Annotated in this window: 10 protein-coding genes and 1 tRNA gene; 3 read left to right on the top strand and 8 right to left on the bottom strand. The window is 35.8% G+C overall.

From position 1 onward, the window contains the following. Nucleotides 1–324: 324 nt before the first annotated feature. On the bottom strand, nucleotides 325–450 hold the full coding sequence (locus tag RINTHH_RS11395; RefSeq protein WP_008235142.1) for a hypothetical protein: 126 nt from the start codon (nucleotides 448–450) through the stop codon (nucleotides 325–327). 348 nt (nucleotides 451–798) lie between these two features. Between RINTHH_RS11395 and RINTHH_RS07955 the strand changes: the two genes are divergently transcribed. After that, a complete protein-coding gene (locus RINTHH_RS07955; protein ID WP_044304891.1) occupies nucleotides 799–1,977 on the top strand; it encodes a phosphoserine transaminase in 1,179 nt (392 codons plus the stop codon). A 615-nt stretch (nucleotides 1,978–2,592) separates the two neighbouring features. After that, nucleotides 2,593–2,919, top strand: a complete 327-nt coding sequence (locus RINTHH_RS07950; protein WP_081606245.1) for a 30S ribosomal protein PSRP-3 — start codon at nucleotides 2,593–2,595, stop codon at nucleotides 2,917–2,919. A 139-nt stretch (nucleotides 2,920–3,058) separates the two neighbouring features. Here RINTHH_RS07950 and RINTHH_RS07945 read toward each other — a convergent pair whose 3' ends face one another. From RINTHH_RS07945 to RINTHH_RS07915, 7 genes are all read right to left on the bottom strand, one after another. Then, the gene (locus tag RINTHH_RS07945; RefSeq protein ID WP_008235135.1) at nucleotides 3,059–3,448 is read right to left on the bottom strand and encodes a DUF309 domain-containing protein; all 390 of its coding nucleotides are present in this window, start codon (nucleotides 3,446–3,448) and stop codon (nucleotides 3,059–3,061) included. Then, the gene (locus RINTHH_RS07940) at nucleotides 3,448–3,813 is read right to left on the bottom strand and encodes a ferredoxin-thioredoxin reductase catalytic domain-containing protein (RefSeq protein WP_008235133.1); all 366 of its coding nucleotides are present in this window, start codon (nucleotides 3,811–3,813) and stop codon (nucleotides 3,448–3,450) included. Before RINTHH_RS07940 ends, RINTHH_RS07945 begins: the two co-directional genes overlap by 1 nt. A gap of 906 nt (nucleotides 3,814–4,719) precedes the next feature. Beyond that, nucleotides 4,720–6,741 carry an EamA family transporter gene (locus tag RINTHH_RS07935; RefSeq protein ID WP_008235131.1) on the bottom strand — a complete coding sequence of 674 codons (2,022 nt, stop codon included), beginning with the start codon at nucleotides 6,739–6,741 and terminating at the stop codon, nucleotides 4,720–4,722. 269 nt (nucleotides 6,742–7,010) lie between these two features. Continuing rightward, complete coding sequence (locus RINTHH_RS07930) at nucleotides 7,011–8,279, bottom strand: inorganic phosphate transporter (protein ID WP_044304895.1); 1,269 nt, start codon at nucleotides 8,277–8,279, stop codon at nucleotides 7,011–7,013. A 113-nt stretch (nucleotides 8,280–8,392) separates the two neighbouring features. Further along, nucleotides 8,393–9,448, bottom strand: coding sequence for a zinc-dependent dehydrogenase (locus RINTHH_RS07925; RefSeq protein WP_008235126.1), 1,056 nt, complete (start codon nucleotides 9,446–9,448; stop codon nucleotides 8,393–8,395). A 785-nt stretch (nucleotides 9,449–10,233) separates the two neighbouring features. Beyond that, nucleotides 10,234–10,318 (bottom strand) — tRNA-Ser (locus RINTHH_RS07920). 74 nt (nucleotides 10,319–10,392) lie between these two features. Next, entirely contained in the window at nucleotides 10,393–11,367 is a 975-nt protein-coding gene (locus RINTHH_RS07915) for a TIGR04168 family protein (RefSeq protein WP_008235120.1), read from the bottom strand. A 215-nt stretch (nucleotides 11,368–11,582) separates the two neighbouring features. On the opposite strand from RINTHH_RS07915, the gene nadA reads away from it, so the two are divergent. Beyond that, nucleotides 11,583–12,534 (top strand): quinolinate synthase NadA (gene nadA / locus RINTHH_RS07910; protein WP_044304890.1); only part of this gene is annotated, 952 nt, incomplete at its 3' end.

The following is a 12,534-nucleotide window of genomic DNA, read 5'->3' as shown; positions in this document are numbered from 1 at the left end:
CTTTTTTTTGGCGTGAACTTTCCGAAGATATCCGACCATAATCATTAACAAATCTCCATTACTAATAGAAATAAATTTAATGAAGCGGATATGCTATTCATTATGAATGGTATGTCCGCTTCATTACCTCTCTATCATTCATAATGGGTATAACTAACGCATCTAATAATTCCAAGAGGTTGAACTCTACCAGAAGAGCTTCATTTATAAAAATATCCTAACTGTTTTGATGCTGCGCTCTACCCTCATTGCCGACTAGTTGTAGGGATCTAGTAAGTTTAAGTTCATCTTCATTACCTGCAAACCTTAATGAGAAGAAGACCTTTACGCCATAGGAACTAATAAAAAGCCATTAGTAGTCATAGACAAACCCTCAACTTTGGGGAGCATGGAAATTGTCCTAGCTAAGTCAATCATATTCGGGTATGGTATGCGTTTTACCCTATTCATACAAGATTTTATTTATGCAACCCGGGAGAATAAATATATCTTGAAGTCAGTATAATTAACTCTATGATATACCTAGAAAATTTTGCTGGGGATATTATCTTAGCTAATTATCCTTGGAAATAAATTAATGACAGCAAAAATTGCGATGATTAACTAAACTAATGCGGAGACAAATAACCTACCTGATTTATGGATATCATTTGAGGTTTTATATTTATTTTGATATAGGGTGTATTTAATGATTAGAATATTGCCTTTGTCGCTGTTTTCTTGTTAAGTAAATGGAAAACCCGGTTTTATTACAACTCCTGGTTTGTTATTCTCCAACAGTCTCATATCACTGAGTTTATGGTAGAAAAATTGAATCCCCCAATAATCAAACCCCAAGTACCTAATTTTTCTTCCGGTCCTTGTGCTAAACGTCCTGGTTGGTCTGTTTCAATCTTGGAAAATGCTTGTTTAGGTCGCTCTCACCGCTCTGAAGCTGGAAGGGCAAAGTTAAAAGAATTAATTGGCCTTTCTAGGAAAATTTTAGATGTACCCAGAGATTATCATTTAGGTATTGTACCTGCATCTGATACTGGTGCAGTAGAAATGGCTTTGTGGTCTTTATTAGGCAAAATACCTTTGGATATTTTAGCTTGGGAAAGTTTTGGTCAGGAATGGGTTAAGGATGTAGTTGATGAATTACAACTAGTTGATACTCGCCTTTTTAAGGCACCCTATGGTAATTTGCCAGATTTAAATCTGGTTGATTTTAGCCATGATGTTGTTTTTCTATGGAATGGTACAACTTCTGGAGTAAGAGTACCTAATGGAGACTGGATTGATAGTAATCGCACTGGTTTAACTATTTGTGATGCAACATCGGCTGTATTCGCTATGGATATTCCTTGGGAAAAGATAGATGTTCTAACTTATTCTTGGCAAAAGGTTCTCGGTGGAGAAGCACAACATGGTGTAATTATTCTTTCCCCCAGGGCTATCAAAAGGTTAGAAACCTATCAACCACAACGCCCCTTGCCAAAATTATTTCGCCTCACAAAGCAAGGAAAGTTTAATAAGAGTATCTTTAATGGAGATACCATCAATACTCCATCTATGCTATGTGTGGAAGATGCTTTAGATGCTCTCCAATGGGCAGAAAGAATTGGAGGAAAGTCTGGGTTGATTAGGCGTTCTGAGAAGAATTTAGAAGCAATGAGTCAATGGGTAGAAAAAACTCAATGGGTGGACTTTTTAGCAAAACAGCCGGAAACGCGTTCTTGCACTTCTATGTGTTTGAAAATTGTGGATGACTGGTTTGTTAGTTTGAGCTCAGAACAGCAGTCAGAATGTGTAGTACAAGTGGTAGAACTCTTGGCAGAAGAAGATGTTGCTTATGATATCGCTTCCTACAGGGCTGCGCCACCGGGGTTGAGGATTTGGGGTGGTGCAACGATAGAAACTACTGATCTACAAGCACTATTCTCTTGGCTAGATTGGGCATATGCAACTGTAAAAAAGATATGGATTAATCTAAGGTAGGAATAATGAAAACGCAAATATGGGAATTGTCCCCTCTGGCATTTGTACAAAGGCAAAAAGTATTATTAGAATAATTTTCCAACTACAAGTCGAAAAAAAAATCAACTATTTTCAAGGAAAAAGAGAACATATTCTTGCATTTTAATTTAGTAACGATTGTAGAAGCCTTGTTATCTTACAAAACTTTTTTCTACAAGCGTAGTGCAGACAATGATAATTAACCCAGGTTATTTACACAAATTTCATACTGAAAGAAAAATTTCCGATAAAACAACTCCTACTTAATTTTTGTGAGTTTTGTTTGCTGGGTAATATGAACAAAGTATTGTGCATCTGCTTTTATCCATAAAAGTTAATAATTTAATAAAAAGTAATTATATGGTAGTAGTATCAATAGTACCTATTACTAATAGTTATACATCTCATCTTCACTTACACTTCTTCCACTAGTAATACTTATCAGACTGGGGCTTCTTTTCTTATTATCAAGGTAATAGAGAAATGGAAATAAGAAGTTTCCATTTAGGTAGGGTTAAACTTCAACTACTTAGAGGTATTATATTAGATTACGATAGGAGACCCTTCATAAATAGAGTTAAGTTATTTATGCCTGATATGCATGAGAATCTTCCCGAGGCGATATTGTCAAAGTTTATTTTGAAAATTCTCTGGTTGGATGACAACGTTGCGCTTGCCGTTGATCAAATTGTTGGTAAAGGTACTAGTCCTTTAACTAAATACTTTTTCTGGCCTAGAAATGATGCTTGGGAGGAATTAAAAAAGGAACTAGAAGCAAAACACTGGATTACTGAGGTTGAGCGAGTAGCATTACTCAATAAGGCAACTGAAGTAATTAATTATTGGCAAGAAGAAGGTAGAAAACGCCCAATGACAGAAGCCCAACTAAAATTTCCTGAAGTTGCTTTTACAGGTAGCACCTGATTGCAGCTCAGATTTGAGCTTCTCGAAATAGGTGCTCCAATTAGAAAAAATATTGGGGCACCTATAGTTTACTTAATGATATTTCAATATAATTTCAGTATCCCAAAAATTAATTTCAAACTCCAAACCCTAATTATCCTTAAATTGAAACAATTTGAGGTATTTTTAAATTACTATGGGCTTCTGGTAACAAATTTTCTAAATTATTTGCTCTGGGGAAATTTCTTTGAATAACAGATAGTAGAGCCTTGCTTTGATATAATAATTGGTTAACATCAATACCAGCGTATGTGGAAGGGTAGTGTTGTAAACGGTTACTTCCTTCACCTAGTAAAATTGCAGCACCTCGCACGTTGTTGTTATTTAAATGATAAAGTGCTACGGCAATTTGTAAAATACCTTGATAAAAAGTCCTATGCGGCTCTGATGCCTCAGACCATAAGAATTCCATGGTATCATGACAGGTATAAAACTGGCCTTTGTTGAACTGTTCTACACCTTCCCAAAATTCCTGAGGTAAATTTTCCATTAACCCATTGTATCTCTTACTTGTTTAATAGTTTCCATATGTATTTCTTGTTTCCCGCCAGCAAATTCATTCCCTGCCATTAGGAATAGCATACAGTGGCATTCTTTACGTTCCCGCATGGGAACACAGGGACAATTCCAGAAAGCAGCTGCAACTTCAGCTTCTTTATCCTCGTAATGACGGCAGGGACATAAAGGCGCACCAAGTTCATCTTTATGTTTTGCTAGACCTTCAATTACAATTGCTGTAACTGAAGGTTCAGCACAGAAGTAAGTTTCACTACGTTTAGCATATTGTTCGGAAAAATGCCGTATTGCCTCTAAATTCTTATCGCTAGCTTTAGTGTTTAATTCTGATTTAATCATGAGGTATCCTGTTTATAATTCAAGCATTTGCTTGTTATTGTAGCGTATTCTTAAAACATTATAAATAACAACACATATCTGTGAATTAAAGTGAGACCATCTAAGCAGATATGATTTTTTATCCTAAAATCATAAAGAATATATTCAAATCAACTATCTACTTTTATTTAACAAATAATAGAATAATACTTTATTCTTTAAACGAATCAAATGCTCATTAGTCTGACAATAGGAATCACTATTTTTTAATTTTGGTAATTCCTTTTATTTTACCAAGTGATAATTACAATATTTAAGGATAACCTATAACAAAAGCCAATTTAATAATATTTCAGTGGAATGTATAAAGCATTATTATAGTGTAGCAATAACCCAAACAATTTTACGAATAAGAGCTATTGCTCTAATAGCTCTTATTCGTAAAATTGACACAATATAAAACTTTATCTTTGGCGTTAATTGGTAGGTATGGAAAATATTTATGATATTCAACTAAAAACCAATCTATACATTAATATTGCAGAGATTAACAATCGTCAAAAATACTACCATTAATTGCATATAACCTTCTAGATTTTATATTTGTAGATGTATCTAATAAGTAGTAATTATTTCTGATTCTCAATCAAAATCTACTAGTTTAGCAATTATTTTTTTACCCTATAAGTGAATAATTAAAACCATTATCATTTATCATCGATAAAATTACAAAAATGTATTATCTACAAAAAAAATCTCACATCTCAATATATTAAGATCGGAAAATACCAAAATTAATTTGGTTTTGTTATTTTCTGATTATTGCCAAAGATTTTGATTTGATATCTTTGAGGGAATAATCTTAATACTTTGAAGTATTGTATGGCAATCTTGAATATTCTCTTGGCAAGGCCTATTTTATGATGTTCATGGAGAATTGGAAGAAGGAATTTGGTTATATATATTCTCAAAACTTATAGCTGCTGACCCAAATGCGATTAATAAAACACCCATGATTTGTAATGGTTGCAAGCTTTCCTGTATAATAATCCCAGCAAAAATAATGGTTATTATTGGTAACATCGCCCCAATTACAGAAGAGTGGGATACACCTAACTTCCGAACACCAAAACTATTAAATATGTAACCACATAAGGTTAGCATCCCTAAAAGAAAGGCTGTTAATATCAACTCTAAAATCTTGTTAGTACTTACCTGTAGGCTTAAACTCTTAGCCGAAAAAAATGGTAGTATCATTAAACTGGTAAAACATAGCATTAGAATGGTAGTAAAGTTAATGAGGGTAAATGTTACTGGGTGAACTTTTGTAGAACCAATACGATTTGTAACTACGTAACAACCAAACATAGCACCTGCAATGATCGCACTTAGACTACCCAAGAAAAGATTACCTGTTTCTGTCCTAACTACACCTCCTAAAACTAACAATTCCCCTAGGAAGATTGTGCTAATAGTAATGGCCCTAAAGGGAGTAGGGAAATCCTGTAACAGGAACCAAGATAGTAATGAACTAATAGTAGGGTAGATAAAAAATAATGTAATTACCATGCTTGCAGAAACTTGACCAATAGCAATATAAATTAAAACCTGGGATAGAAATAGAAAAAATCCACCTAGGAAGCATAATATTAAGGCTTTCTGACCACTTCTATCATGCTTAGTGGTACTGGCCTTAAATGCATCAATTAGTTCCTGTAAATCTAACCATACTTTTGGGTAGAGTATTGGGGCTAGAACCAACATAAGTGGCATTACCACTAACATGCGCAACATTAAAATAAGTAAAGAGTTGCCTAAGGTGGGCAAAATCAATTGTTCTACTTCGAATACCCCCAAAATCATGGATTCTGGCTGAAACATTACCCTAATAGTAACGTTATACAAGGAAGATATCAGAGTTGATAATATTATCAAAAATAAACCCTGCGGTTGTTTCAATAAGCCATAAATGAATTGGGCAAATCTCAGTGGGTTTGTTCCTGGACCAGGGGGGATTGTTGAAGGAATAGAATCAGGATAACCTCCATTTGGAGATAATTGTGTTGAGCTTGTTGTTAATTCTGGCCCTTCCATTTGTAATAAAGGGCAGCTTGGAGCATCTTGAGAAATGAACTCATCTGTTTGAATAGCTGTGGGAACATCTGCTGAAGGAATTTGGGGAGTTTGAGAAGATATTATTGGTGATTCATCAGGTTGAATTATCGTGGGCATACCTCCTATAGGCAAATCAGGTTGAATTATCGTGGGTGATCCTCCTAGAACTCCTCCTGGATTGGGGGGGTTTGGGGTATCTTTAAAAGTCAGATCTGAGACTGAATTTTGAGTGGTATTCTTGTCTAATTTTTTATGTAGACGATTAACTAACTCAACTAGAATTAATTCTCCCTGCTGTTGCTGATTTTGCATTTGGGACAATTGTTGAGAGAGACTATTTTGATAGTTTTTTATTTCTTGTTGTAGAGATTGAATGGTAACAGTTAGGGTTTCATCCAAAGTACCAAGAATTTTTTTCACACTTTCATATTTCTGATATGAATAACCTGAGTCATCACTTCCATTAACTGACTCTTTTGTAATAGGAACAGTTTTATTGGGCTTTTCTTGAATTGCCAACTTTTCCAGTGAGTTATGTAATTGGGAAGATATATGGCTAGCCAAAACTTGTCCTAACTGACTTACTAGAGTTTGCTTCTCATTAATTTGCTGATCCTTTCGCAAGTCATCTTTTTCGGTTTGTAACTGTTGGACATCATTGACTAAGTCATCTTTTTGTATTTGTAGTCGTCTTATATCTTCTTGCAAAGATTTTAATAAAGTCCGTTGAATAATTTGTAACTCTTCCTTAAAAAGGCGCAAAGCGTTATTTGCATCCCCTGAAAGATATCCAGTTTCAGATGAATCTTCTGATCGCTGCTGAAATCGCCCCATGAATGTCTAACCTCTTACCTGTTGACGACCAAGCGGCCTCCTCTTAACTCTATCGGCGGTTATACTCTCAACCATCCATTGTTTTATTTTTGATAATTACCATTGTCCCAGATATATGAAAACTCTTTGCTAATAGATTCTAAACTGCTGATATTAAGTTAATGCTTAGAACAGTAGTTGCTAAATTTTGGGGAGCATTCAGAGTGTCATAATTTCCTGGTTTATCTAGTATTTTAAATTACTAATATCCTTCAAACTATCCCCACTCCTCAAAAAAAATCCATAAATTTGAAGATGATAGCGCCTAAACTGGCACTTATGGGAATTGTTATTAGCCATGCAGTCATAATTCTTCTCAGGGTAATCATTTGTATGGATGCTGAGTTTTGCACGAGTTCAACACCAACTATTGAACCAACAAGGATATGGGAAGTAGATATTGGCAAACCTAGACGGGAAGAGAGCAAAATAGTTATGGCTGTTACAAATTCTGCACAAAAACCACTACTGGGTAGTATGTTGGCAATATTATCACCAACAGTGATAATTACTTTTTTCCCAAAGAATGCTAAACCCAGCACTATGCCAACACCACCAATAGCTAGAATCCATATTGGAATATCTATCTTGCCCATAGGAACTTTATGTGATTGATTCATATAAACTATTGTTGCCAAGGGAGCGATGGCATTACTGACATCATTTGAACCATGAACAAAAGCTATGAAGCAAGCACTCAGGAATTGATATCGAGCAAATAGCCTTTCTACTGGACCAAATGTTAGATTTGATGCCTTTTCCTGTTCCTGTTTTCCTTGTTCTATGTCTCTATATTCCACTTGTCTCCAGCTATACAAGGTTAAGCTAAATGAGGAAATTAGTCCTATAAGTATGGAAATACCATACTTAGGAATATTTAAATTAAATTGTTCTCTAAGTAAGTAAGTTAAATTACAGGTTACTGGCGGCAAAGTAAATGTTCCAAATGTTACTACTATGGCCGTACTTAACCAGGGAATCCACTCGTTGAGTTTTGCTATTGGACTAGATTGATTAATGCTTATGATCCAGTACTGAATTTGACTATAAAATAAAGCTGCGGTCATAGCACTAATTATGGGAGTAATAATCCAAGCCAAGATGATAGATTCAAGTGAAGACCAATTAACTGCATTTACACCCAGAGCTGCCCAACTAAACCCGGCGATCGCCCCCACTGTAGCATGTGATGAAGAAACGGGTAAACCTAATAATGTGGCTATTTGCAGCCACATTCCAACACCCAATAATACTGATGTCATCCCCATAACAAAAATATGGGGTGTAAATAAAGTGGGATCAGTAATTTGGGTGCTGAGAGTTTGGGAAACTTGACGGCCAAATATTACTGCCCCAGTAAACTCTAATAACCCAACAATAATTAATGCTCGTTTGATAGAAATGGCTTTAGAACCAACGGAAGTAGCTATTGCATTAGCCACATCATTTGCTCCCAAATTGAAAGCAATGTAAAAAGTAAGGAAAAGAATAAAAAGCATGAAGCTTGGGTATGAAAGGCATTGAGAATGCAACCCCAGATCAATATGCAAAAAAATACCCCTAGAGAATAAATCCATATTCTAATTTTCCCTATTTTTCGTTTCCTTTTTTTCTAAGCCCGATGGGGATAAATTAAAATTTTATAAGTGTCTTTTGTGGGCATAATAGCCTGCTCTAATGCTTGAGGTAAATCCTTTAAGGGGTAGTGATCGCTAATCAAATTCCTAACATCAATACGACGATGAAACACAATATCAGAAGCTAAATTTTGTAATCGGTAAGACGAGCTGTAACTACCCATCAAGTCAATTTCCCTGCGGTATAAAATATTGGGTTTAATGGATATTTCTACTCGTTCTGGAAATTCGGCAAAAAAGAGAATTTTTCCTCCTTTCCGAGTACAATCTAAAGCTTGGAAGAAAGCCTTATCACTAGGAACTGCTAATAATGTAATATCTACACCCATACCATTGGTTAATGCCTGAATTCTATCTGATAAATAATCATCTCGGGCGTCAAATGCAGCTTCTGCCCCCACTTCAATAGCTTTTTCAATCCTTGAAGGTAGCAAATCTGTTGCAATTGCTCTACCACCAAAATATTTGGTCAGCATTACAAACATCAAACCAATTGGTCCTGTACCAGTAATTAAGACAGTTTTCCCAGGAGCAACTCCAGCTTTCTTGATTGCTTTAAGACAGCAGTTTGTCGGTTCCACAAAACTGGCTTCTTCAAAGGAAATATTATCAGGGATGGGAATTAAACCCCCATTTTCTACTATGTGTCCGGGAACCTTTACATATTCTGCAAAACCACCACCACTGGGTGTAAACCCTGCAGTAGTAACAATGCTTTTATAGGTATCACACATTGAGAAATTATCACTCATGCAGTAGCTACAACGCATACAGGGAATATGATGCATTACTGCGACCCGTTGTCCCACCTGCCATTTTTTCACTTCTTTCCCGACTGCACTAATAATCCCTGCAGTCTCATGCCCAAAGATGCGCGGTGGTTCATAAAGGGAATAAAGAATTTTTTTAATGTCTGATTGGCATAAACCAACAACTTGTACTTTTACTAGGACTTCGTCTGCTTCTAAAACAGGTATGGGGAGTTCTTCATAAGAAAGTTGTTTAGTGCCCCTAAATACTTGCGCTTTCACTTTAATTACTCATGTTTCTATGATTACAGATCTAACATCTAGTGGTACAGTATGGACCACCTTATAACCAACTAGTATCTCCAAATAATCAAAAATACATTATCAATTATTAATTGGGAATAATGAATTTAGCTTATGGAAGTACTGTAATAGATTGTTATAAAGGTGTGGGTATAGTACTAGTATATTAAAGTTATTAGTTTGATGTTTATGGAACATGAATTAGGGTATAAGTTGAAGTTTAGTATCCCTACTGACTTGTATGATTCATTATCTATTTTAATCAGAGGAAAGCACCATATTATTTTTTGCTTTTGACTCTATGCATAATTTTTATACTTTCCATTACTCAGTTTATTTTAAGACTTAATAGGTATAAATAAATTTTATTGGGAATACCTACCATCAGATACTTGGATACACTTGCTATGCTATTATTCATCCATTCTTAACCACAATAATTGAAATCTAGTTTTTTCCGGTTTCTAATGAGAGCAAATGTGGAATTACATTTGCTCTCATTAGAAACCCAACTCTATCAAAAATATCAATTAGTTATTTTACATTTCTTAAAATATGCTTTCCATATAATCCTATCTCCTGGTTAATGTAGGGTTGCAAATAGAGTGTATAGAGCCGTCTAACCTTATCTTTGTATAGGAAATAAGTTTAAATTTCTATAATCGCTTATTTTTTCAAAAATTCCAATGCATTACTATTGGAGTAATTTCCTCAAAATAGTTTTATTCTGCAAACCACAATCATTCAAACTAACCATTGATTAACGGAGAGGGTGGGATTCGAACCCACGGATGCCTTAACATCACTCGATTTCAAGTCGAGCGCATTCGACCACTCTGCCACCTCTCCAAAAAAACTGGTGGCATAAATACCAACAGCCATTATTACTTATCGCTGAACAATAACACAATATAACTCATTATTTACGCAGTTTGCACTAAGGAGCCAGGTTGTTGATATAAAATTTCCTCAGATACAACCCTAAAACCATCACCAAACCATAATTGAACAATTTGCGAAACTATTCCTGCTTCTAAAGATAATACCAAAAATGTGCGCTGCTTTTCTGCTCCATTTTCTCGTATTCTGGGCACACTCGCAGCGTTGAGATAAATAGTTCCCTCTGGACTCTTATAAACTCGCTTTCTTAGCCTACTTTTTGTGTGTCTTAAATTATGGTGCATATGGCCAAAAGTCACCAAAGGAATTTTTTTTCCCTCTGCTAAACTTTGGGAAATTGCCTTAGCAAAGTCTGGATCACCATAATCACCACCGATAGGATACCAGTCCTTACCACAGGGGTCTTCTGGGTGGTGACCTAATCCAAAAGGTCCATTGTGTCCGAGAAAGATTAATGTATCATAAGCTGCATTGTTTGCTTCCTGAGAAATTCGAATAGCAGATTCATCTAAATTACCTACCCCATAGTAATCTTGGCAAATTTCCGCAAATTTCCATTCTGGCCCACCCCAGCTAAAGGGGCGACTTCCTACTACAGTTAACTTAAACTCAGGCAAGTCCAACTTCCCATAACCCACATGAGCCTCACCTAATAAATCTAGTTGTTCTTTTACCCAATCTTCTTTAGTCCTGTCATAAGGGCATTTTCTTCTTCCCCATTCTGTGGCAGTGTACCAAGCATCATGATTACCCATCACAGCAGCTTTGGGAATATCCAAAGCTGCTACTGCCCTTACAATGTCCACCGACTCATTTCCAAAATCCCCTGCAAACAATACTAGGTCAATACCCAGATATTGTAACGCTATCTCATCATCCTCATCCCATTGATCATGAATATCGCCAACTACTGCCATCTTGAGCCAGTGAGGTCTTAGGGTATCCCCAGGCAGAGCAACTGGCTTGAGGGTGCTTAATAGGTTTTTCTGACTGTTCATGAATGTTTTAAAAGCCGTCTATTTCCAGGATATGAAAATCAAAGACATTTGGCACAGATTATCTTGTATTGGTATTATTCACATTATTAATTAATCTTTACTTACTACTTTCAGAAATTGTGGAATCAGTTAGGATGTTTATATCTGTTTTTAGTAAATTCAATAGGATTGATTGTATAATTACATTACAGTAAGCAAATAAGCAACCTCTGATTGTGTTTACAAAAACACTGGCTCAACAAAACAAGACTAAAATAAGTACGTTACCACCAGATTTATTTGAATCTATTGAGACTCTTAAGAAAGAACTTAATGCGGTGATTCTTGCCCATTATTATCAAGAGCCAGATATTCAAGACATCGCCGATATTATTGGGGATTCACTGCAATTGGCAAAAGCAGCAGCAAATACAGATGCAGATGTAATAGTCTTTGCAGGTGTTCACTTCATGGCAGAAACTGCAAAAATTCTCAACCCTGACAAACTAGTTTTATTGCCAGATGCAAATGCTGGGTGTTCTCTAGCTGATAGCTGTCAGCCATCTGAATTCGCAAGCTTTAGAGCTGCTCATCCAGATCATTTGGTAGTTTCTTACATAAATTGCTCTGCGGAAATTAAGGCTATGAGCGATATTATTTGTACTAGCTCTAATGCAGTCAAAATCATTGAACAAATACCAGAATCACAGCCGATAATTTTTGCTCCAGATAAGAACTTAGGTCAATATGTTATGAGACAAACAGGGCGCCAAATCCTATTATGGCAAGGCAGCTGCATTGTCCATGAAACCTTTTCAGAAAAGAAAATTACCCAGTTAAAAGTTAAACACCCAGAAGCAGAGGTGATTGCACATCCGGAGTGTGAAGAGGCTGTATTATGTAATGCTGATTATATTGGTTCTACTGCAGCCTTAATCAATTATTGTCAACAAAGCTCAGTAAAGGAATTCATTGTGGCAACAGAACCGGGAATTATCCATCAAATGCACAAGTTAGAGCCAAGTAAAACTTTTATACCTGCACCACCTAATAATAATAATTGTGATTGCAATGAGTGCCCATTCATGCGTCTGAACACTTTAGAGAAACTTTATCTAGCAATAAAAAACAGGAATCCAGTAATTACTATGGCTGAGAATATCCGGTTAGCTGCATTGCTTCCTATCC

Origin of the sequence: Richelia intracellularis HH01 (genome assembly GCF_000350105.1) — a bacterium.
Classification (GTDB): domain Bacteria; phylum Cyanobacteriota; class Cyanobacteriia; order Cyanobacteriales; family Nostocaceae; genus Richelia; species Richelia intracellularis.
The sequence above is the reverse complement of the archived record's forward strand: the minus strand, read 5'-3'. Positions and strand labels throughout refer to the sequence as shown.

Bases quoted from the DNA above. Each gene is read 5' to 3' on its own strand.
- RINTHH_RS11395 (WP_008235142.1), bottom strand. From the start codon at position 450: ATGAATAGGGTAAAACGCATACCATACCCGAATATGATTGACTTAGCT.
- RINTHH_RS07955 (WP_044304891.1), top strand. From the start codon at position 799: ATGGTAGAAAAATTGAATCCCCCAATAATCAAACCCCAAGTACCTAAT.
- RINTHH_RS07950 (WP_081606245.1), top strand. From the start codon at position 2,593: ATGCATGAGAATCTTCCCGAGGCGATATTGTCAAAGTTTATTTTGAAA.
- RINTHH_RS07945 (WP_008235135.1), bottom strand. From the start codon at position 3,448: ATGGAAAATTTACCTCAGGAATTTTGGGAAGGTGTAGAACAGTTCAAC.
- RINTHH_RS07940 (WP_008235133.1), bottom strand. From the start codon at position 3,813: ATGATTAAATCAGAATTAAACACTAAAGCTAGCGATAAGAATTTAGAG.
- RINTHH_RS07935 (WP_008235131.1), bottom strand. From the start codon at position 6,741: ATGGGGCGATTTCAGCAGCGATCAGAAGATTCATCTGAAACTGGATAT.
- RINTHH_RS07930 (WP_044304895.1), bottom strand. From the start codon at position 8,279: ATGCTTTTTATTCTTTTCCTTACTTTTTACATTGCTTTCAATTTGGGA.
- RINTHH_RS07915 (WP_008235120.1), bottom strand. From the start codon at position 11,367: ATGAACAGTCAGAAAAACCTATTAAGCACCCTCAAGCCAGTTGCTCTG.